Source organism: Acidimicrobiales bacterium, from assembly GCA_040219515.1.
Classification (GTDB): domain Bacteria; phylum Actinomycetota; class Acidimicrobiia; order Acidimicrobiales; family Aldehydirespiratoraceae; genus JAJRXC01.
The window spans coordinates 126,879-148,958 of sequence record JAVJSI010000010.1 but is presented as its reverse complement, the minus strand read 5'-3'; the positions used below and the strand labels follow the sequence as shown (position 1 = coordinate 148,958).

The following is a 22,080-nucleotide window of genomic DNA, read 5'->3' as shown; positions in this document are numbered from 1 at the left end:
GAACGGAAGGGGGTCGAACGGATCACTCCGGTGAGACCTTCGACCCACGGGTGCGCGCTGCGCTCGTGACCAACCCTCTCTCGAGTCCAGGAGGAGACCCCGTGGTCCCGTCGACATTGTCCCGCGCGGACGCCGCCCATCTCTTGCGCCGCGCCGGCTACGGCGGCACCAGCGCCGAGATCAACGCCTTCACCGGGAAGTCGCTGACGTCGGCCGTCGATGCGGTCCTCGGTCACCGAAAGACGAACCCCATCCCGTCCGGGCCCAGTGTCAGCAGGCCCTCTTTCGTGACCCAGTCGAACGGCTACCAGGCCCGCCAGGATTCAGTGAACTGGTGGCTTCACCGGATGGCGACGATCGCCCAGCCCAGCAGCGTCTCGACCGGTGCCCTGCCGATCCACGAGCGCATGGCGTTCTTCTGGCACGACCACTTCGCCTGCGGCGTCGACAAGGTCGGCTCGATGAGGACGATGTGGGACCACGTCGCGCTGTTCCGCAAGTACGGATTGTTCAGCTTCGACACGATCCTGCGTCGAGCGAGCCTCAGCCCGGCGATGCTGATCTATCTCGACAACCACACCAACCACTACTTCGCCGAACAGGAGAACTTCGCCCGCGAACTCATGGAGTTGTACACCTGTGGGGTCGGCAACTTCGACGAATCCGACGTGGTCGCAATGGCCAGGGCGTGGACCGGGCACAGCATCGTCGGCTGGAACGGCAGCTCCTACGACCACACGTACGAGTACCGCGCCGTCGAGCACAATCACAACAACAAGACCCTGTTCGGCATCACCGCCAACTGGAACGGGGTGAAGGTCGGAAGCGGCGAGCGCGACACGATCACCGAACTGGTCAACGGGGTCCGACGCTTCGAGACGTCGCGCTTCATCGTTCGCAAGTTGTTCCACTACTTCGCCAACTACTGGCCGTCAGAGGCGGCGGTGGATTCCCTCGCTGCAGTGATGCGGGCCGACTCGATGCGGATCTCCCCCGTCCTTCGTGCGATCTTCCAGCACGAGGAATTCTGGGCACCGACCACCCGCTATGCCTTGATCAAGAGTCCGGCGGACTTCGTGGCGACATGGCTGAAGCGTGTCGAGCCGACGAACATGGCCGAGGTCGAGTCCTTGAACCTGCCGTCACGTCTTCGCAGCATGGATCAGGATCTGTTCGAACCACCGAGCGTCGCCGGCTGGGGCCAGGGTACGAAATGGCTGTCGTCGGCCGGCGCCTGGGCCCGTGGCGAGTTCCTCGAATCCGTCCGCCATCAGTCTGTCGTCGACAACGCCATCCCCTCGATCCACGCCGGACACGACCCCAACTGGGTCGTGAACAAACTCACCGGCTTCCTCGGCCTCGAGGACGTGTCGAACAACACCAAGATCGCCATCCGCGAGTGGTTCCAGGACGCGGCGTTCACCGCCTCGTGGTCCATCGAGCGCAACCGGGGGGTCATCGCCGCGATGTGCCCCGAGTTCCACGTCTACTGATCGCCGGAGGACCCACCATGACCCCGAAACACTCCTTGCTCACACCGCGCGGGATCCAGCATCCGGCAACCATGCCCGAGAACAGAGGCCTCGGACGGCGCGCCTTCCTCCAGGGTTCGCTCGCCGTCGGTGGGGCGTTCGCGCTCCTGCCGACATGGATGGACGAGTTCGCTGCGGCGGCGACACCGATCGGCTCGTCGGACCGGATCCTCGTGAGCGTCTTCCTCAACGGCGGCAACGACGCACTTCACACCCTGATCCCTGCGGAGAACAGCGCCTACCAAGCGGCCCGCGGTGGCATCGCCTACCAACTCGGCGGCGGCGCCAACGATCTGTCGGCCGCCAACCGTGTGGGCAGCGGTCTGTACCTGAATCCGCGGATGCCCAACCTCAAGACGCGGTTCGACGCCGGTGAGGTCGCCTTCGTACAGGGCATCGGCGAGGAGTCCGACGACCACAGCCACTTCACCTCCACCGCCACCTGGATGGCCGGTATCCCGCAGATGTCCTCGCCCACCGGATGGCTCGGCCGGCTACGCGAGGCTCGCGCCTTCGGCGAGTTCGGGCTGGTCTCGGTCGGCGCCGGTGCGCCCCTGTTGCTACGCGGGCCCGGGACCTCGCCGGTCGCGATGCCGAGCGGCGGAGGGTTGTTCGGCGCCTACGACCTCGACGACAATGCCGATCGAGCCCTCTTCCAGGGCGTCGCCGCCTACCAGTACGCCGGCATCGGTCCCTACGCGGGCACGATAGGGAACGCCTGGTCCTCGGCGGTCAACTCGGCCAACGACCTGGCCGTCGCGTACGACAACTCCCTACCGGGCAACAGTCTGTCTCGTGACATGGCCGTCGCCGCGGAACTGATCAACCTCAACGTGGGCGTCCGCGTCGCCCACGTCCAGCAAGGCGGCTACGACACCCACGCCGGTCAGCGTCCCGGCCACGACAACCTCCTGGGCGATCTCGACGCGGCGATCGAGGAGCTCTTCTCCCGGCTCGACCCGGCGTTCGCCGCTCGCACGGCGGTCATGGTGTGGTCGGAGTTCGGTCGTCGCGTCGAGTCCAACAACTCCAACGGCACCGACCATGGTGCCGCAGGCCTGCTCACGATGGTCGGCCCGAACGTGAAGGGTGGCCTCAAGGGCGCCGCTCCGTCCCTGACCAGTCTCGACAACCGTGGTGACCTGAAACACCAGGTCGACTTCCGGCAGGTCTACACGTCCGTTTGCGAGCAATGGTTCGACGTCGACGGGTTCGACATCCTCCAGACCCATTGGGAGCCGCTCGACCTGCTGGACAATTCGGGATTCGCCGGCGCCGGCGTGTCGACGAGTTTCCAACCCGGCAACATGGTCTTCGACGACGTCCCGCCCGCGAAGTACTACACGACCGCGGTCGGGTGGCTCGCCCACAAGGGCATCACGACCGGCACTGCGCCTCGTCGCTTCTCGCCGTTCGATCCGGTGACCCGTGGGCAGATGGCGACGTTCCTCTGGCGGTTCCGCCAGAGCCCCACGCCCCTGTCGCCGTCGGGCTTCTCGGACATTCCCTCCGGCGTGTACTACGAGGACGCGGTCTCGTGGCTGCTCGAGTCCGGCATCACCACCGGCGTCGGCGGCAACCGGTTCGCGCCGGACGACTTCGTCACCCGAGCACAGATGGCCACGTTCCTCTGGCGTCTCGAAGGAAGCCCGCCCGGGTCGCCCGCGGCCGGCTTCGGCGACGTTCCTGCCGGGCAGTACTACAGCGACGCGGTCGATTGGCTCCTCCATCGAGGGATCACAACCGGCACCGGGCCGGGGGTGTACTCCCCGAACGACCAGGTGTCGCGCGCCCAGATGGCGACGTTCCTCTGGCGCTTGGCCGGCGAGCCCACCTGAGGGTCCCACCCGGTACGGTGGCGGCTCATGCGCTGGTCGAACCTGTTCATCCCCACACTGCGAGACGCTCCGGCCGACGCGGAAGCCGCGAGCCACAAACTGCTCGTGCGCGGCGGCTTCATCCGCCAGCTCCATGCAGGGCACTATTCGATGCTGCCCCTCGGGCTCAAGGTCCACGAGAAGGTGGCCAACATCGTTCGCGAGGAGATCGACGCGATCGGCGGTCAGGAGTTCCTGCTGCCGGCCATGCATCCCGCATCGCTGTGGAAGAAGTCGGGGCGATGGGAGGTCATGGGCGATGAGATGTTCCGCCTCACCGACCGCAAGGGTGCCGAGAACGCGCTGGGCATGACCCATGAAGAGGTCTTCACCGAGCTGGCCCTCGAGATCACCTCCTACAAGTCGCTCCCGCAGATCTGGTATCAGATCCAATGGAAGTTCCGCGACGAGCCGCGTCCCAAGAGCGGCCTGCTGCGCGTCCGTGAGTTCGCGATGAAGGACTCGTACTCGTTCGACCTCGACCAGGCCGGCCTCGACACCAGCTACCAACGCCACCACGACGCCTACGTCCGCATCTTCGAGCGCTTGTCGCTCCCGGCCATGCCGGTCGAGGCCTCGTCGGGTGCGATGGGCGGTTCCGGCTCGACCGAGTTCATGGTGCCCTCCCCGGCGGGTGAAGACGACGTCGTCCGCTGCCCCACCGGCGACTACGCGGCCAATGTCGAGCGGGCCACCTCGGCCCTCGACCCGGTGGAGGACCGCGACCTCGTCGCCCTCACCCGCTTCGCCACCCCCGGGGTGCGCACCATCAAGGCCCTCGAAGAGGTCGACGGTGGCGCACCGGCCGTGCACCAGATCAAGAGCATGATCATGGTGCTCGACGGCGAGATCGTCCTGGCGCTCGTGCGCGGCGATCATCAGCTCAACATCCAGAAGCTCCAGGACCACACCGGCGCCATCGAGATTCGACCGGCCACGCCCGAGGAGACACTCGAACACCTCGGGGCGCAGCCGGGATCGCTCGGCGCGGTCCACGTCGAGGGCTTCCGGATCATCGCCGACCTCGCCCTCGAGGGTCGCGCCGGTCTCGCCACGGGGGCCAACGAGGACGACTGGCACTGGAGTGGCGTCGACATCGCCCGCGACATCAATGTCGAGTCGTTCACCGACCTCCGAGAGGTCCGCGCGGGCGAGCCGTGCGTCAACTGCGGCACCGCACTCGAGATCGTGCGCTGCATCGAGGCCGGCCACATCTTCAAGCTGGGCACGAAGTACTCCGACGCGCTCGGTGCCCAGGTCGTCGATGCCGACGGTGAGCAGGTGCCGCTGGTGATGGGCAGCTACGGAATCGGCATCGGGCGCAACATGGCCGCCGCGGCCGAGACCTACCACGACGACAACGGGCTGATCTGGCCGGTGGCGATCGCTCCCTACGAAGCCGTCGTCACGATCGTGAGTCTGAAGGACGACGCCTCGGTCACCGCCGGCGAGCGGCTCTACACCGATCTCCGGGATCGCGGCATCGACGTCATCCTCGATGACCGCGACGCTCGCGCCGGGGTGAAGTTCGCCGACGCCGAGCTGATCGGCATCCCCTATCGCATCACCATCGGCCCAAAGGCGCTGGCCGAGGGCGAGGTCGAGTTCACCTCGCGCGCCACCGGCGACACCACCCGCGTCCCCCTCGACGCCATCGCCGACCAGGTCACCGCGACCATCACCGCTGCCCGCTAGTCGGCCTTCACGGCCGGATACGGCTCGATGCCGAAGTCTTCCGCGAGTCGCGCCACGGCGTCGTTGATGCGGGCTGCGCTCGCCGCGTCGATCGGCGGGCGCGAGAGATCCCGCCGGCCCGGCAGTCGCGTGAGCAGGCCGCGCACGGGCCTCGCGACCTTCACCGCCACGATGCCCGGCCGCTCACGGGGCACCGCGCGGTTCCACCACCGAAGGGCCCACACCGCTGCGGAGGAGAGCCCCTCGTTTCGCACGTCGCCAACCAGTCGAGCATCGTCGATGTCGAGGAAACGCCGGCACCACTGGCGAACGATGTCAGGGGCCAGCAGGTCCTCGAAGCGGGCAACCGCCACGCGATCCCGTCCGAACGCGGCGCCGAAGCGCTGGGGAACGCGGGCGTAGCGGCCGGTTATCGCCACCGCCCGAAATCGGTCGGCCCGCCCCTCGCCGGACCGGAGCAGCTGGTGATGGATCGATCGCACCAGCGCTTCCGGCTCGCGAACGACGTACACGACCTTCACGTCGTCGAAGTGGTCGTTGCAGAAGGCGGCGAGGTCGTCGAGGTCGTCACCTTCGAGCCCGCCGATGTCCTCGCCCGAGATGACCAACGTCCCGTCGCCGATCGCCTCGATCTCGGCCCGCAGTGCGGACCGGTCGGCCTCGATCGCGGCCGCGAGCCGCAACGGGGGCAGTGCCTGACGGGCAACGTGCCTGTACGAGAGCGGGTCACGTAGGAACATCCGCATGATCGGCACACTGTGAGGCCGATCACCGAACGCCTGTGAATAGTGCACACCGTGGGACTCGAGAAGCGGTCGGTTGGCGGCGAGCGCGTGCTGAATCGTCGTCGTCCCGGTCTTGTGTGACCCGATGTGGAGAACGAGCCGTGGGGCCATCCGACAGAATGCCACGTGCGCATCTGTGGAACCATGCGAGCGACGCGCACGACCGCCGACTGACTGCGACACGCAAGATGACCGACCACGACCAGACCGTCCGGAACTGGGTCGAGGACGAACTCGGTCCGGTTGTCACGCTGCGTCGCCAACCCCGATGGCGACCGGTGTGGTTCGCCACCGTCGAGGGCCTCGGCGAGGTGGTGGTCCGAGGCGACCGCACCGACATGGAGCTCATCTTCCCACTTGACCACGAGATGCGGTTCCAACAGATCGCCCACGCCCACGGCATCCCCGTGCCGGCCGTCCACGGCTGGATCGATGACATACCCGCCTACGTGATGGACGTGGTGCCGGGCGCGCCCTATCTCCTCGGTGCCGGTGAGCGCGTCCGGGCCACGGTGATGCGCGAGTACATGACCGCCCTCGCCGATCTGCACCGACTGCCGGTCGATCCGTTCGTCGAAGCAGGCATCGTGCGCGCCGAATCACCGGCCGAGTCCGGAACCATCGGGATGGCGCGCTACGAGGAGCGCTACCGGCGGGCCAAACGATTCCCCGATCCGCTGCTCGAGTTCGGCTTGGCCTGGCTCCGTCGCAATCCACCCGAATCGAGAGGACGAGAGGCACCGATCACGTGGGACAGCGGCCAGTTCCATCACGCCGACGGCCACCTCGTCGCGTTGCTCGACCTCGAACTCGGCCACATCGGCGACCCGATGATGGATCTTGCGGCCTTCCGCATGCGCGACACGATCGGTGGATTCGGCGACTTCGACGAGCTCTACGGCTGGTACGAGTCGGCGTCCGGGACGACGATCGACGTCGAGGCGATCCAACGCCACCACGTGGCCTTCACACTCTCGAACCGGCTCGCATTCTCCTCGGAGCTCTGCGATCCGTCGCCCGGTAGTGACCTGATGACCAACCTCCAGTGGTGCCGCGAGACCGATCTGTTCACCACCGAGGCACTCGCCGAGATCATCGGCATCGACCTGCCCGAGATCGACCTTCCGGCATCACAGCCCACCCGTGCTCGCCCCGCCCAGGAACAGCTGACGCAGATCCTTCGCAGCCTCACGGTCGACGACGAGTACCAGGCCTACGAGGTTCGCAAGGCGTTCCGGCTCTCACGCCACATCCAGCGCAGTGACGAGATCGCCGCCGAACTCGAACACCAGAACCTGAACGACCTCGCGTGGCTGCTCGGCACACGTCCAACGGACTGGCGAGCCGGCGACGCCGCGCTCGAACGGTTCGTTCTCCAGGACCACGGTGCCCACGACGAGTACCTCGTGGAGCTGTTCCACAAGCGCGGTCTGCGCGCCCAGGCCCTGCTCGGGCCGGACGGATCAGCGATGGCGACCCACAACCAGATCCAGCCGCTCCCGCAGCCGTAGCCTGAGACCCGTGCCCTCGAGCAGTCGTCTCCTGACTCGGGTCCGGGCTCCGGCTCGTCGTACGACCGGTGGCGCCCACGGCGGAGTCGGGCTACGACTTGTCATCCCGACGATTCCGAGGAGTTGCCCGAGATGAAGATCCTTCTTGCCGATGCACTACCGGCGTCAGCGGTCGCGCGACTCGAGGCCGCCGGTGACGATGTCCTGGTCGACCCTTCGCTGACCGAAACCAGCTTGGGCGGGGCACTCGCCGGGGTCGAGGTGCTCGTCGTGCGCTCGACCCGGGTGACCGCCGAGGCACTCGCCGCGGCCGATGAACTCGCACTGATCGTGCGGGCCGGCGCCGGCACCAACACCATCGACACGGCAGCGGCCGCCGCGCTCGGCATCTTCGTGTGCAACGTGCCCGGTCAGAATGCGCTCGCCGTGGCCGAGCTGGCGATGGGGCTGCTGATCTCGGTCGACCGCCACATCGCCTCGGCCACCGCCGATCTTCGCGACGGCAAGTGGAACAAGTCGGCCTATTCCAAGGCCGACGGCCTCTACGGGAAGTCCCTGGGCATCATCGGCCTGGGCGACATCGGTCTCGCCATGGCCGAACGGGCCACGGGCTTCGGCATCGACGTCATCGCCGTCGACAAGCCCGATCGGGCGGCCGCCACGGTCGAACAAGCCGAGCGGGCGGGCGTGCGCTTCGTCCCCACCCTCGATGAACTCCTGTCATCGGTCGACATCGTCTCTCTCCACGTCCCGGGCGGTGCCGACACCAAGGGAATGGTCGACGCCGGGTTCCTCGCGAAGATGAGGGACCGGGCGATCCTGATCAACACCTCGCGTGGCGACGTCGTCGACGAAGCAGCGCTGATCGACGCCATGACGACACGCGGTCTGCGGGCCGGACTCGACGTGTTCGCCGACGAACCCGGCTCGGGCACCGCCGAGTTCACGTCCGCCCTGGCCGGCCACCCCTCGGTGGTCGCCACCCACCACGTGGGGGCATCGACCGAGCAGGCCCAGCAGGCGGTGGCCGACGGGACCATCGACGTGATCGACGAGTACCGGGCCGGCGGCGTGCCGGTGAACTGCGTCAACATGCAGGCCGTCCCCGACCGCGCGGCAACGATCTCGATCCGGCACCAGGACCGCGTGGGGGTGCTCGCCGCGGTGCTCGCCATCCTCCGGGCGTCCGATCTCAACGTGTCCACGATGTCCAACAAGGTCTTCGCAGGGGCCAAGGCGGCGGTCGCGACGATCGATGTCGCCGCCGTGCCCGACGCCGAGATCCTCGACCAGATCCGGTCACACGAACATGTGATCAACGTCGCCGTCACCCTCGCATGACCCGACCGCTCTTCGCCCCGTTCACGGGCTGGCTGATCCGACCGGAGTGGGCGAGCCGTGTGGTCGCCGGCGCCTACGACGCCAAGACCCCCGCCGAGCGACGGGCGATCATCGAGGCCGACCCCTACAGCTTCTTCGGTGTCACCCGCTCGGCCGGCGACCTCGGCCCCGGCCAGGTCGCGGACGACGACGATCTCCTCCGGCTCGGGGCGCAAACGCTCAGCCGCATCCTCGCCGCCGGCGCATTCGCTCGCTCCGACCATGCCGCCTACTACGCCTATCGACTCGTCTTCGGCAACCACACGCAGACCGGGATCGTCGGGGCCCTCGACATCGAGGGTCTCCGTGACGGCCGGGTCCTGACCCACGAGAACGTCCGGCCTGAACGGGCGACGTTGCTCAGCCGACATCTCGAGACGGTGGGCGCCACGTCATCGCCGATCGCCCTCACCCATGAGCCCGACCCGGCGCTTCGTGATCTCCTGACCGCCGCCGCCCGACGCACCGCCGACGTCGACCACGTCGTCGAGGACGTGCACCATCTCATCTGGACGTTGACCGTCGACGAGAGTCACACGGTGACGGCCCTGCTGGCCGACGCCCGGGTCTACGTCACCGACGGGCACCATCGATCCGCGGCTGCGCTCGCCGGTCGGGACGCCCACCCCGACGACGACGCCTTCCGACGCACCCTGGCGGTGCTGTTCCCGGCCGACGAGTTGCGGGTCGAAGCGTTCCACCGCCGGGCCGACGACGTCGACCGGCGATCCCGTGACGAGCTCCGGGCCTCACTCGCCACCGTGGGTGTGGTGACCCCCGCGGACGACGCCGTTCACGCCGCGCCGCACGCCCGCGGCGAGATCGGCGTGTACCACCACGGCAGCTGGTCGAAGCTGGTGCTCGACCCACAGGAACGACCCTCTCCCCTCGCCTCGCTCGACGTCGAACGGCTTCGTCGAGATGTGCTCGGTCACGTGCTGGGCATCGACGAACTCGCGCCCGACAGTGGCGTGGACTACGTCCCGGGCCCGTCGGGGGTGGACGAACTCGTGGCTCGCTGTGACGCCGACGGCATGCTCGGCTTCGTCGTCCATCCCACCGACATCCACGACCTGATGGCCGTCGCCGCGGCCGGCGAACTGATGCCGCCGAAGTCGTCCTACTTCGCGCCGAAACCCCGTTCGGGCGTGTTTCTCCGCGTGCTCGGCACCGGTGCCACATCGCACCTTCCCGTGAGCTGAGGGCGCAGCAACGGGGAGCCCGCGAGTTCAGCCGGCGACGGCGCCGAGCATCCGCGCCGCGGCGAGGGTGTTCTCCATCAGGCAACCGATGGTCATCGGTCCCGTACCGCCCGGCATCGGCGTGATGGCGCCGGCCACCGCCTGCACGCTGTCGAAGTCGACGTCACCGACGATGCCGGCCTCGGTGCGGGAAATGCCCACGTCGAGCACCGCGGCCCCGGGCTTGACGAAGTCGGCCGTGACCAGGCCGGCCATGCCGGCGGCCGCCACGATGATGTCGGCACGTCGACACACCGACGCGAGGTCGGCGGTGCGGCTGTGGGCCAGCGTCGGCGTGGCATCGCAGCCCTTGCGGCCGAGCAGGAGCACCTGGGGCAGGCCGACGAGGGTCGAGCGTCCGATCACCACCGCCTGCTTTCCCGAGGTCGCCACGCCGTAGCGGTCGAGCAGCCGCATCACGCCCAGCGGCGTACACGGGGCGTGTCCGGGACGGCCACGGACGAGCCGGCCCATCGACCGCTCGGTCAGACCGTCGACGTCCTTCTCCGGCGGCACGAGCTGCAGCACTGCTTCCTCGTCGAGCCCCTCGGGCAACGGCAGCTGCACGAGGATGCCGTGAACCGCCGGGTCGTCGACCAGGTCGCGCACGGCGGCCTCGACATCGTCCTGGGTCGCATCTTCGGGCAGCTCGACGTGGCGGGAAACCAGTCCAGCCTCCTCGGCCTTGCGGTGCTTGTTGCGCACGTAGATCTGGCTGGGCTTGTCGCTCCCGACCAGCACGGTCGCGAGACAGACGGCCGGATTGCCGAGCGCGTCGATCTCCGCGCGGACACCGGCCACGATTTCGTCGCGCAGCCTGTTGCCGTTCATCAGCACCGCGCCACCGGGTGAACGCTCGAAATCGTCGTTGGGATTCACGCGAGCACGGTACCCCCGAAACTCAGTTCCCCCGGGCATCGGCCGACCTGGGAGACGTGAGGAACCAGGCGACCAGACCCGTGCGGAAGCGGGGCCAACTGACGATGCTGCTTCCCGCGCTCCGTGCGCTTCCTCTGCCGGGCCGACGGGTACTTCTCCTCGCGTTCTTCGCGTTCCTGTCGGGCCTCGGTTCGGTGGCAACGCTGGTGCTTCTGCTCAATGTCGGGCTGCGCTTCACGGGGGCCACCGATGCGACATCGGTGCTCGGCCTCGACCTGGTCGCTCTCTCGACCGGTGAGCTGTTCGGCGGCGCGCTGTTTGCAGCCGCCGTGGTCTTCGTCGTCGATCTCCTGGCGGCGCGCCAGGGTGCGCGCATCCTGGCGATCGTCCAGCTCCGCCTGCGGACCTCACTCTTCGATGCGTACAACGAGGCGGACTGGGTCACCCAGACCGCCGACCCTCCCGGCCATCTGCAGGACGTCGTGTCCACGAACGTCGGCCAGGCGCTCATCCTCACCACCGCCATCAACCTCGGTCTCGTCGCCACGCTCAACCTGGCCGCGATCGTCGGGGTCGCCGCGGTCATCAACCCGCTCACAACGGGTGTCCTGATCGCGTCGTTGGCCGCGCTCGTGGCGATCCTCAGCCCGCTCGCGGGCCGACTCGGTACCGCGGCCGAACGGATGCGCGCCGCGAATCACCGCTATGCACTCGGTCTGGCCGAGATCACCGGAGTCCCCACGGAGATCCGAACCTTCGGCGTCGACGCCGCCGCCCGCGAACGACACCGGGCCTCGGCCGACGAGACGGCGACCACGCTCGCTCGCCTGACCTGGCTGGAGAAGGCGATTCCCTCGGGTCAGCGAAACCTCTCGCTCATCACCGTTCTCGCCGCCCTCGCGGTCCTCCACCGGAGCGGCGTGGCCAGCCCCGAGGAGCTCGGCGCCGTGGTCGTTCTGCTCGGTCGCTCGATCACCTACGTCCATGCGCTCCAGCAGACGGTCAACCGGTTCGCCAGCGCCGGCCCGTTCGTGTTCGCCCTCGAGGACGAGATCACCCGCTACGGCGATGACCAGACCGCCTCGGCGAGCGAGACCACGGGAGCGTTCACGGGCGCCGCCGACGTGAAACTGCGAGGTGTCGAGTATCGCCATCCCGGCGCCGACCGACGCGCCCTGCACGACATCGAGCTGGACATCGAGGCCGGAACCTACGTCGCGCTGGTCGGGCCCTCGGGCAGCGGGAAGACCACCACCGCCGAACTGGTCCTCGGCCTCCGCCGCCCCTCGGCCGGCACCTGCACGGTCGGCGATTCGGCCCCCGCCGATCTCGACCCGGCCGTCCGAGCCGGTGTGATCGCGTTCGTGCCGCAGAGGCCGGCGCTCATCGGCGGCACCCTCGCCGAGAACGTACGGTTCCTTCGCGACGACATCGACGACGAGGAGGTCATCGAGGCTCTCCGCGGCGCCGGCCTGACGAATGCGGACGGCGAACCACTGCTCGCGCTGACCACGATGCTCGGCGGGGACGGTCGCATGCTGTCGGGCGGGCAGCTACAGCGACTCGCCATCGCCAGGGCGCTGGCCGGAGGACCCCGGGTCCTCGTTCTGGACGAGCCGACGAGCGCGCTCGACCCCGATGCCGAGGCCGCCATCAGCGAGACCCTCGGACGTCTCGCCGGGACCGTCACCCTCATCGTGATCGCGCACCGGCCCGCCACGATCGAGGGTTGCGACCGCGTCGTGGTCCTCGACCAGGGAACGATCGCCGCCGATGGGCCACCGGCGACGATCGCGGCCAGTAGCGACTTCTGGCAGCGGGGCTTCGTGAACGCGGGTGCTCGTCCGTGACCACCGCGCCCCACATCGTTTTCGTGTCCTCCACCACCGGCGGGGGCTCCGGACGAAGCCAGCGCGAGCTCTCACGCCTCCTCGTCGATCGAGGCATCGACGTGACGATGCTGGTCGACGACGGCAGCGGCGCAACGTGGCGTCGACGACTCGACGAGAAGCTGCTCGATGCCACGGTCCGCTTCGCTCATCGCGGCCCGAGCAGACTGGTCACCCGTGTCCGGTCCATGGTGGCCGGCCCGGTCCGGTCGAGAACCATCGACGGCGTCGAGCACCAAGTGTCGATCGAGCCCGAACTGCACATCGACGACATCCTCGCGACCGGCACCGATCTCGTCGTCGGATCGAGCATCAGCCGGCCGACCTGGCGGCTCGTCACCGCAACCGCCCGTCGCCACGGGGTACCGACCGCGCTCTACCTGCGAGAGGCATCGGCGATCGCCCACCTCGAACGAACGGGTGCCGACCTCGTACTCGCGAACTCACACTCCCTGGTCGACGAGGCCGAGTCCATCGGCCACGTCGCCCACTTCCTCCCGTCCACCGTCACGGTGCCGGTACTCGACCAGCCGTCGACACAGGCGGTCGCCCTCCTCGTCAACCCGATCGAGACCCACGGACTCCGTCGGGTCGCGGCACTGGCCACCGCTCGGCCCGACGTGCCGATCGTGCTCCAGGAGTCATGGCCGCTGAGCGGCGAGCAGGCCCGAGCGGTCGCCGACCTGACCGCCCGGTTCGAGAACGTCACGCTTCGACGTCGGGTCGAGGACAATGCCGCGCTCTTCCGCGACGCCCGCGTGCTGCTCGCGCCCCATGACATCGACAATCGGCCCCGCACGGTGCTCGAGGCCCAGGCCAACGCGATTCCCGTCATCGCGTCCGACCAGCCCGGTATCCGCGAACTGGTCGGTGACACGGGCGTGCTGCTCCCTCCGGCCGCCCCGGACACCGCCTGGGTCGACGCCGTCACATCACTGTGGGACGACGAGGCGCGCCGCCGCTCGCTCGCCGCCGCAGGGAAGTCCCACGCCGGTCGGGCCGAGATCCGACCCGATACCGTCGCCGACCGCTTCCTCGCCATCGCCGGGACGGTCGCTCAGTTGGACCGCACCCGCGCCTCGGCCCGGCCGAGCAGCGTCCCGCAGACATAGAGCCAACGGGCCCGTGCGGCCCGGTCGACGATCCGGGGAAGCGACCGGATCAACCAGGCCAGTCGACGCAGCGTCCGTCGTGGCGGCGTCGCATCGACCTGCAGCTCCCGCATCCGCTGTTCGATCGCCGCCTGGGCACGACCGAAGGCCCGGGCCTGGCCGAACACACCTCGCATCGTGGCCCGGTAGCGGTAGTGCACCGTGGCCGCCGGCGCGAAGTGCAGCGCGACGCCGGCGCACCAGAGACGGAGCGAGAGCTCCGTGTCCTGGCCGATCCGGAACGACTCGTCGAATCCGCCGTGCGCGTCGAACAGCTCCCGGTGGATGGCGAGATTGCACGACGACGCGATCGGGAAGACGCCCTCGAACATCGGCTGCCCACTCGAGATCGCCGTGCCCCGCGAACCTGCGAGCCAGCCCTCGTTGAGCGCGGACGTATCGAGTGGTCCGGTGACGAAGGGGTGCGTGGCCAGCGCACCGACGATCGCGTCGACCCAGTCGACGCCCACCACGTCGTCGGCGTCGCAGAACGCGATCCAGGGCGCGGTCGTCTCTGCCACACCGACGTTGCGGGCGTAGCCGGCGCCCCGGCCGTCGGTCGCGGCGACGCGTCGCACCCGTGCGTCGCGACGCGCCGCCGTCTCGATCACCGCGGCCGTGTCGTCGGTCGACCCGTTGTCGACGACCACGATCTCGATCCGGGTGTCGCTTTGTTGGACGGCGAGTGCGTCGAGCTGGGCGCCGAGGGTCTCGTCTGCGTTGTACGCAGCGATCACGATGGCCATCGCCGGTGCGGACATACCTGCATTGTGACGGGGCGGCCCCCGCGGCCGGAGGATCCTGCGACCTTCAACCGAACCCGCAAGTGCCGATGGAGACGGGTGAAGTGCGACACGGACCTGGAATCCGGCGAGACCACGCCCCAGATCATCGAGACACCGGCCGCTTCGGTGCAGGTTTGTCGCGCCACCGATCTCTCCGTGGTCATCCCGTGCCACAACGAGAGTGCGACCCTTCCCACCCAGCTCGCGGCGCTCGGCGCCGAACGGTGGCACGGCGACTGGGAGATCATCGTGGTCGACAACGCCTCCACCGACGACACGGCCGAGATCGCACGTACCTTCGTCAGTCCGATCCCGATCCGTGTCGTCGCCGCCCACCACGGCCGCGGCGTCGCCTACGCCCGCAATGCCGGCATCGCCGCGAGCAGCGCCCGCTCGATCGCGATCTGCGACGGCGACGACCTCATCGCACCGGGCTGGGTCGCCGCCATCGGTGACGCCCTCGAGCAGTACCCGCTGGTCTCGAGCCGGCTCGACACGACGCGTCTCAACCCGACATGGCTCGCGTCGACCCGGCCGCTGCCCGACGATGGCCTCCCCGTCTTCGGCGGAGTCCGATTCGCCCACGGTGGTGCCTGCGGCATGCACCGGACCGTGTGGGAGTCCCTCGGCGGCTACGACTCTGCCTTCGACGGCGTCGAGGACATCGAGTTCGGCCTTCGCGCCCAAGCGGCCGGTTTCACACCGGTTCGGGCCGGCGACGCCACCGTGCACTACCGGCTTCGGCAAGGCCTCGGCCAGGTGTGGTGTCAAGGGGTCGGCTATGGCCGCCGCCGGTTCGACCTGATCGCACGAGCCCGCAGCCTCGGCATCGCTCCCCCGCCCCGCTCGGCCGGGTGGAAGTCGATCGCCTGGCTCGCACTGCGACTTCCGACCATCGTGACCCGACGCGGTCGCTACTCGTGGACCTGGACGCTGGCGTCACGAGTCGGCGTCGTTCGCGGCGCGCTCGAAGCCCGTCCGCTCTCCGCCCCGCGACGAGGCATCGCCACGACCCCGTCCTCGCCGGCGCGGAGCCACGCCGTGCTGGTGACCTTCCGGCGCCCCGATCTACTCATCGACCACCTCAGCCGTCTGGCCGGCCAGACCGCCCCACTCGACACGTTGGTGGTCGTGGACAACGGCGCCGACCCGGAGATCCGTCGTCTCGTCGAGACCGCCGATCCCGTTCCCGCGGAGACCGTTCTCTACCTCCCGCTGGCCGGCAATCCCGGCCCGGCGGGAGGCTTCACCGCCGGCCTCGCCGAACTGCTCCCCGTCATCGACGACCACGACCTCGTCGTCCTCCTCGACGACAACGATCCGCCGCACCGCGACGAGACCTTCGCCGAGGTGCAGGCCGTCTTCCGTGAGCTCCAGTCGACCCACGGTAACGTCGGCGGCGTCGGCACGTGGGGGGCGTCCCTGCGGCGCGGCGGTCGCCTCCGCACCGAGACCAGCCGAGACCCGATGCCGGTCGACTACCTCTCCGGCAACGGTTGTCCGCACTATCTCGCCGGTGCGCTGCGCGCGGTCGACGGTCCGGACCCCGCGCTCTTCTTCGGCTTCGAGGAACTCGACCTCGGGCTGGCCCTCAAACGAGCCGGCTACCGGATCTGGTCGAGTGGGATCGCCCGTGAACACGGACTTGCCGCGATGGTCGCGCCGACGACCGCCCGGGCCGGTGTCCAGCCGCCGAGCTGGCGGCGCTACTACAGCTTCCGCAACCTGGTCATCGTCCTGCGCAAGGACGGCCGACGTTTCGACGCCGTGTGCGTCTCCGCACTCGCGGGTCTGGCCAAACCGCTGGTCAACCTCGCGGTCTCGCCGCGCGTCGCGTGGACCAACCTCCGCGTGAACAGCGCTGCGCTCCGCGACGGCTGGTGCGGCCGACTCGGCAAACGCGTCGACCCCGTGGACCTCCCGAGGCACCTCCGATGAACGCCGCGATCCCGTCGAGAACCATGCGCCACAGCCGCCGTCACCAGTACGACGACGCCATCCGCGACCATGTGCCGAACAGCCGGTGGACGGATCGCACGGACGACCCCAACGACCCCGTCGCCGTCGCCCAACGGGCCGCCACCCTCGGCGCCGCATGGCGAGACGAGATCCCCGACCGCGTCACGTTCCTCGAACAACGCGTCCGTGGTCGACGTGTGCTCGATGTCGGCTGTGTCGCCCACGACAAGGCCCGGATGGATGCGTCGAACTGGCTGCACGCCCGCATCGCTGGCTCAGCCGCAGCGTGCCTGGGCGTCGACATCCTCGACGACGGCGTCGCCGCGATGCAGCGACGCGGCTTCGACGCGATCGCCCACGACCTCTCCTGCGGTCTCGGCCCTGTCGCCGATCACGGACCCTTCGACGTCATCGTCGCCGGTGAGCTCGTCGAGCACGTCGCCGATCTCGGGATGCTGTTCCGGACCGCGGCGGACGGCCTCGCTCCGACCGGCGAGATGATCCTCACCACGCCGAACCCGTTCTCGCCTCGCCGGGTACGGGCCGGCCAGCTCGGCATCGCCTGGGAGAACGTCGACCACATCGTCTACGCATTCCCGAGCGGCATCGCCGAACTCGCCGAACGCCACGGACTCGTCCTCGCGGAAGCAGCGACTACCGACACCCCTGTGTCTCGCTCGACGCCGCGGCAATGGCTGGCCCGCACGGTGCGGGGCAGCCACTGGCGCACCGTCGGACTCGACACCAGTGGCCCGGTGCGGCAGGTGCCCCCGGACGCCGGCCCGGTCGGTCGTGCGTTGCGCAACCTCGCCCGCCCGAAACGGCGGTTCGTCGGGGAGACGTTCGTCTATGTCATCCGCCGGGCGGCGGAGTGACGGCACCGGCCGCCCTCTAGCCTCCTAGTCACGATGCGCGACCTCTACCGCTGGCAGCACGATGCCCTGACCGCCTGGCACCGGTGCGGCCGCAGGGGCGTCATCGAGGCGGTCACCGGATCGGGCAAGACCGACGTGGCCATCACCGCCATCGGCGATGCGCTCGAACGAGGCCTCTTCGTCCTGGTGATCGTGCCCTCGCGAGTGCTGATGGAGCAGTGGAACGAGCGGCTGCTCGAGCTGCTGCCCGACCACACCATCGGCCGACTGGGCGACGGCTACCGCGACCGTCCGGCCGACTGCGACGTGCTCGTCACCACTCGCCACAGCGCGGCGAGCCGGGTTCCCCTGCCCAAGACCGACGCAGGTGGCCTGCTCGTGGCCGACGAGTGCCACGGCTTCGGCGGCGCGGTGCTGCGAAAGTCGTTGCTGCCCGAGTACCAGGAACGCCTCGGACTCACCGCCACTCTCGAGCGGTCCGACGACGCCGTCGAGTCGATCCTGCTCCCCTACTTCGGGGGCATCTGCTACCGCTACGACTTCGGTGCGGCCATCGACGACGGTGTGTGCGCCCAGCCGCGCGTCGCCTTCGTCGCCGTGCCCCTCACCGCCGAGGAGCGCAGCGAATACGACGCCACCGAGGGCGCCATCGTGGCCGCCCGCCGGGCCCTGAAGAACATCCCCGGCGTACCCCACACGCCGTTCGGCGACTTCCTCGCCGCCGTGCACCACCTCGCCGAGAACGACGGTGGCCCCGACGGCAAGGCCGCCAACGACTACCTCGAAGCGTTCTCGGCCCGCCGTGAGATCGTGGCGACGAGCTCGGCGAAGTACGAGTCGCTCGGCACGTTCGCCGAGGTGATCAAGGACGCCGACGGCGCCCTGATCTTCACCGAGACGGTGCGAGCCGCCAACCACGCCATCGTCCGTCTCGACCCTCACGTCGACATCGAGATCATCACCGGCGGCACCGGACGAACCGACCGGGGCCAGATCCTCGACGATCTCCGCGACGGAACGCTCGATGCGGTCGCCGCCCCGCGCGTGCTCGACGAGGGCGTCGACGTGCCCAACGCCAACCTGGGCATCGTGGTGAGCGCCAGCCGCACCCGTCGCCAGATGATCCAGCGCATGGGCCGCATCCTGCGACGCAAGCCCCAGGGCAGCGGCGCCCGGTTCGTCATCATCTTCTCGGCCGACACCCTCGAGGACCCGCGCTACTCCGACGGCGGCGACGGCTTCCTCGACGAGATCGAGAACATCTCCGAGTCGTCGTTCATCTTCGGCCCCGAGCAGACCGACAAGCTCTCCGAGTTCCTCGACTACAACGGCCCGGCCGAAGTGATCGTGCCCGACACGGTCGGCTACTTCACGGCCCCCGTTCTCTCCCCCGACGAGATCACCGAATGGGCCGACTCCGCGCCCTACCTCGAGATCCGCAGCCCCGAGCTGCCGATGATCTCGCAGCCGAAGATCGTCAAGGAGAAGCCCCGTCTCTCCACCGGCGAACACCCCGTCCGTCTCGAAGCCGTGGGCAAGGAATGGGTGCTGCGCTGCACCGGATGCGGCGTCGCCTCCGAGCCCCGCGCCTTCAAGTGGCAGGCTCTCGACGACAAGGTCGACTGCACCTGCCTCCGCTGACTCCCCCCTCCCCTCCTGCAAATTGAGGCGGGGCGGCCACCCGAGCGGTGGTCAACTCCATCAATTTCGGGGTTGGAGGGGATCGGTCATAGGGTCCGGGCATGAGCGAATACGGAGAAGTCACACCCAACCCGAGCGCCGGCGCGACAGTCGACGACGACCACCAGTGGGTGATCCTCGACGATCCCATCCCTGGCGTTCGACGAGTCACGTTCAACCGCGCCGCGAAGCGCAACTCGATGATCCATCCGCTGCGGGGGGCCATCCTCCAGGCGCTGCGCGACGCGGACGACGACCCGACCGTGAAGGTGTCGATCATCCGCGGCGACGGCCCGTCGTTCTCCGCCGGCTACGACCTCGCCGGCGGCAACGAGGGCTACGAACTCCCGTTCTTCACCGCCAGCGGTGAAGGCCAGTGGCCCCGCCACGTCACCGACGGATGGATGAGCATCTGGGACCTCGCCAAGCCGGTGATCGCCCAGGTGCACGGCTACTGCCTCGCCGGCGGCTCCGAGCTCGCCACCTGTTGTGACCTCGTCTACATGGCCGAAGACGCGCAGATGGGGTATCCGGCCACCCGGTTCGGCGTGCCCGACATGCACTTCCATGCGTGGTTCATGGGTATGCGCAAAGCCATGGAGATGATGATGACCGGCGACTCGGTCACCGGCCTCGAGGCCGTGCAGTACGGCTGGGCCAACCAGGCATTCCCGGCCGAGGACCTGACCGACGAGGTGTTGAAGATCGCGTCGCGGATCGCGCAGACACCGTCCGACGTGGTCGCGCTGAACAAGCGGGTCGTCCACCGCCAGATGGAGGTGATGGGCCTGCGCACGGGTATCCGTCAGGGCACAGAGCTGTGTGCGCTCGGCACCCACACCGAGTCGATGCGCGTCTTCATCCAGGGCGTGCAGGAGAAGGGCCTCACCGCCACGCTCACCGAGCGCGACGAGCCCTACGACGACTACCGCACCGCCGCCGAGCAACCCAAGATCGCCGAGTAGCCGTCCCCGGGACAGGTGTCAGACACCGGCGGGACAGGTGTCTGACACCGGGGGGACGGGTCAGCCGGGGTTGGCGATGTGGGGGGCGGTCGTGCCGGCGAGGTCCATGGGGGCCATGCCGAGCTTGCGGTGGTCCCACGTGCGGACGCGCTCGATCTCGAGTTTCACGGCCACCCGCTTCTGCAACATGATCTCGACGAAGGGCTTCATCTCTTCGCTGTACGGACCGTTGTAGCGCTCGAACACGTTGACGCCCATCCGCCAGATCTCGTCGGGATCCTCGATCACGATGCCGCGCCCTTCGAGCGCCACGCCGCGGAGCTGATCGTAGGTCGTCCCGCCTTCGATCATCACGGAGAGGCGGTCGTTGCGGCGCAGGTTGACCACCTTCTGCGCCTTGGCCTTGGTCTCGAACCAGACGGTGTCGTCGAGCCAGGCGTACCACATGGCCACCAGGTGCGGGGCGCCGTTGGCCCCGACCGTCGCCATCGTGGCGGTGCGGCTCTGCTCGATGAAGACGTCGATCTCTTCCTCGGTCATGGTGATCTGCGAGCGCTGGTTCTGTCCCATGAGGGCTCCTGTCGTTCGGCGTCCAGAGCGGGGCCGACAGTAGCGGCCGGCCCACCGGTCGCCCCATTTCCACCCGCCCGGTAGGTTGCCGGGGTGCAGCTCGTGTCGTACTTGTCGCCCGGTTTCCCCGCGTTGCTGTTCGAGCTGCTGGCCGACCGTCTGGGCGCCGAGGTGACCTTCGAGACGGCCACCTCCGGGCCGCCCGCCGACCAGGACCCGTTCCGCGACGGCACCTATGACCTCGGCTGGATCTGTTCCACGTCCTTTGTCGACCTGGCGCTGCGCCCACCCGACCCGTCGGTGGTGCTGGCCGGTGTGGCATGGGTGCCCGACGACCCCGACTCGCTCGGCCGTCCCGTCTACTTCGGCGACCTGGTCGTCCCGATCGGTTCGGACATCCAGGCCCTGTCGGACCTGGCCGGTCGCCGGATCGGCTGCAACGATGTCGTGAGCCTGAGCGGTCACCACGCACTTCGTTTCGCGCTGGCCGACCTCGGTGAGGACCCGAGCGACTTCGCCGAGCTGGTCTTCACCGGCGGCCACCACCGCTCGCTCGACGCGTTGCTGGCCGGCGACCTCGACGCCTGTGTCGTCGATTCGGTGGTCCGTACCCGCCGGGCTCGCCACGACCCCGCGGTGGCCGAGCTGCCCGTGATCGAACGGCTCGGTCCCTGGCCGGTGCAGCCCCTCGTCGCCCGCGCCGGCCTCGACGCCACGCGGCTCGCAGACGTTCGCCGTACCCTGCTCGCCGCCGACGACCCCGACGTGGGCGCCGCGCTGCACGACGCCGGACTCAGTCGGCTGGTCGAGGTCGACGAGCACCACTACGCATCGGTTCGCGAGGCTCTCGCCCGGGCATCGACCAACGCCCAGCCCGACTCGATCCGTCGAGCCTCGTCGATGCCGACGATCTCCAACGCCTCGGCCGTCCATCGGTAGATGGCGAGTTGCCCGAAGCGGCGACCGAGTTCGATCGCCACTCGATCGTCGAGTCCGATGACGCCGAGACCCGGTTCGGCCATCGTGCCGTCCACGGCACTGCCGACGGTGGCCATCATCCGGTGGCCGACGAGATGCTCGGTCAGCTCCCGGTGCCGTCGCTCGTTCGCAACCGGGTCGTCGGGCTCACCGGCGGGATTGTGGGCGGTGATGATGTGCACCGGTGTGGCGAAGGGAAAGACGCCCACCTCCCCGACCGGCCGGGGCTCGAGACGGCGCGGCCCCTCGGGCATCTCGATGGTGACGACCGCCTGTGCGAATGCGTCCCAGATGTCGTCGTCTCGTTGCATCGACCGAGACACTGCCA

18 protein-coding genes are annotated in these 22,080 nt (G+C 68.9%); 13 read left to right on the top strand and 5 right to left on the bottom strand.

The window, feature by feature from the left end; all coding sequences use genetic code 11:
• The first annotated feature begins 101 nt into the window (after positions 1-101).
• The 3 genes from RIB98_09135 (at position 102) to RIB98_09125 (ending at position 5,104) form a co-directional block, all read left to right on the top strand.
• Positions 102-1,493 carry a DUF1800 family protein gene (locus RIB98_09135; protein ID MEQ8841134.1) on the top strand — a complete coding sequence of 464 codons (1,392 nt, stop codon included), beginning with the start codon at positions 102-104 and terminating at the stop codon, positions 1,491-1,493.
• 71 nt (positions 1,494-1,564) lie between these two features.
• Positions 1,565-3,370, top strand: coding sequence for an S-layer homology domain-containing protein (locus tag RIB98_09130; protein MEQ8841133.1), 1,806 nt, complete (start codon positions 1,565-1,567; stop codon positions 3,368-3,370).
• Positions 3,371-3,397: 27 nt separating this feature from the next.
• A complete protein-coding gene (locus tag RIB98_09125; GenBank protein ID MEQ8841132.1) occupies positions 3,398-5,104 on the top strand; it encodes a proline--tRNA ligase in 1,707 nt (568 codons plus the stop codon).
• Here the strand turns inward: RIB98_09125 and RIB98_09120 are convergent.
• Positions 5,101-6,000, bottom strand: coding sequence for a hypothetical protein (locus RIB98_09120; GenBank protein MEQ8841131.1), 900 nt, complete (start codon positions 5,998-6,000; stop codon positions 5,101-5,103). The two genes, RIB98_09125 and RIB98_09120, sit on opposite strands and share 4 nt — an antisense overlap.
• Before the next feature lie 77 nt (positions 6,001-6,077).
• Here RIB98_09120 and RIB98_09115 point away from each other — a divergent pair, with 77 nt between their 5' ends.
• The 3 genes from RIB98_09115 to RIB98_09105 all read left to right on the top strand — a co-directional run bounded on the left by RIB98_09115 (position 6,078) and on the right by RIB98_09105 (position 9,982).
• The gene (locus RIB98_09115) at positions 6,078-7,400 is read left to right on the top strand and encodes a phosphotransferase family protein (GenBank protein ID MEQ8841130.1); all 1,323 of its coding nucleotides are present in this window, start codon (positions 6,078-6,080) and stop codon (positions 7,398-7,400) included.
• Positions 7,401-7,532: 132 nt separating this feature from the next.
• The gene (locus tag RIB98_09110) at positions 7,533-8,741 is read left to right on the top strand and encodes an NAD(P)-dependent oxidoreductase (GenBank protein ID MEQ8841129.1); all 1,209 of its coding nucleotides are present in this window, start codon (positions 7,533-7,535) and stop codon (positions 8,739-8,741) included.
• A complete protein-coding gene (locus RIB98_09105) occupies positions 8,738-9,982 on the top strand; it encodes a DUF1015 family protein (GenBank protein MEQ8841128.1) in 1,245 nt (414 codons plus the stop codon). Before RIB98_09110 ends, RIB98_09105 begins: the two co-directional genes overlap by 4 nt.
• 27 nt (positions 9,983-10,009) lie before the next feature.
• Here RIB98_09105 and RIB98_09100 read toward each other — a convergent pair whose 3' ends face one another.
• Positions 10,010-10,900, bottom strand: coding sequence for a bifunctional 5,10-methylenetetrahydrofolate dehydrogenase/5,10-methenyltetrahydrofolate cyclohydrolase (locus RIB98_09100; protein MEQ8841127.1), 891 nt, complete (start codon positions 10,898-10,900; stop codon positions 10,010-10,012).
• Between the two features lie 104 nt (positions 10,901-11,004).
• On the opposite strand from RIB98_09100, the gene RIB98_09095 reads away from it, so the two are divergent.
• Together RIB98_09095 and RIB98_09090 are read left to right on the top strand one after the other, a co-directional pair.
• Entirely contained in the window at positions 11,005-12,750 is a 1,746-nt protein-coding gene (locus RIB98_09095; GenBank protein MEQ8841126.1) for an ABC transporter ATP-binding protein, read from the top strand.
• Positions 12,747-13,901, top strand: coding sequence for a glycosyltransferase family 4 protein (locus tag RIB98_09090; GenBank protein ID MEQ8841125.1), 1,155 nt, complete (start codon positions 12,747-12,749; stop codon positions 13,899-13,901). The genes RIB98_09095 and RIB98_09090 overlap by 4 nt, the downstream gene beginning before the upstream one ends.
• On the opposite strand, the gene RIB98_09085 is transcribed toward RIB98_09090, so the two are convergent.
• The gene (locus RIB98_09085) at positions 13,847-14,701 is read right to left on the bottom strand and encodes a glycosyltransferase family A protein (protein MEQ8841124.1); all 855 of its coding nucleotides are present in this window, start codon (positions 14,699-14,701) and stop codon (positions 13,847-13,849) included. The two genes, RIB98_09090 and RIB98_09085, sit on opposite strands and share 55 nt — an antisense overlap.
• An 81-nt stretch (positions 14,702-14,782) precedes the next feature.
• Here RIB98_09085 and RIB98_09080 point away from each other — a divergent pair, with 81 nt between their 5' ends.
• From RIB98_09080 to RIB98_09065, 4 genes are all read left to right on the top strand, one after another.
• Positions 14,783-16,663: a glycosyltransferase gene (locus RIB98_09080; GenBank protein MEQ8841123.1), complete on the top strand. Its 1,881-nt coding sequence runs from the start codon at positions 14,783-14,785 to the stop codon at positions 16,661-16,663.
• Positions 16,660-17,559: a methyltransferase domain-containing protein gene (locus RIB98_09075; GenBank protein ID MEQ8841122.1), complete on the top strand. Its 900-nt coding sequence runs from the start codon at positions 16,660-16,662 to the stop codon at positions 17,557-17,559. The genes RIB98_09080 and RIB98_09075 overlap by 4 nt, the downstream gene beginning before the upstream one ends.
• Before the next feature lie 33 nt (positions 17,560-17,592).
• Positions 17,593-19,200, top strand: a complete 1,608-nt coding sequence (locus tag RIB98_09070) for a DEAD/DEAH box helicase (protein MEQ8841121.1) — start codon at positions 17,593-17,595, stop codon at positions 19,198-19,200.
• A 101-nt stretch (positions 19,201-19,301) separates the two neighbouring features.
• A complete protein-coding gene (locus RIB98_09065; GenBank protein MEQ8841120.1) occupies positions 19,302-20,204 on the top strand; it encodes an enoyl-CoA hydratase-related protein in 903 nt (300 codons plus the stop codon).
• A gap of 60 nt (positions 20,205-20,264) precedes the next feature.
• Here RIB98_09065 and RIB98_09060 read toward each other — a convergent pair whose 3' ends face one another.
• Positions 20,265-20,774, bottom strand: coding sequence for a PPOX class F420-dependent oxidoreductase (locus tag RIB98_09060; GenBank protein MEQ8841119.1), 510 nt, complete (start codon positions 20,772-20,774; stop codon positions 20,265-20,267).
• A 93-nt stretch (positions 20,775-20,867) separates the two neighbouring features.
• Here RIB98_09060 and RIB98_09055 point away from each other — a divergent pair, with 93 nt between their 5' ends.
• Positions 20,868-21,713 (top strand): phosphate/phosphite/phosphonate ABC transporter substrate-binding protein, encoded by an 846-nt coding sequence (locus tag RIB98_09055; GenBank protein ID MEQ8841118.1) that lies wholly within the window; start codon positions 20,868-20,870, stop codon positions 21,711-21,713.
• Here RIB98_09055 and RIB98_09050 read toward each other — a convergent pair.
• On the bottom strand, positions 21,599-22,063 hold the full coding sequence (locus RIB98_09050; protein ID MEQ8841117.1) for a DUF3293 domain-containing protein: 465 nt from the start codon (positions 22,061-22,063) through the stop codon (positions 21,599-21,601). The genes RIB98_09055 and RIB98_09050 overlap by 115 nt on opposite strands.
• Between the last annotated feature and the right edge of the window lie 17 nt (positions 22,064-22,080).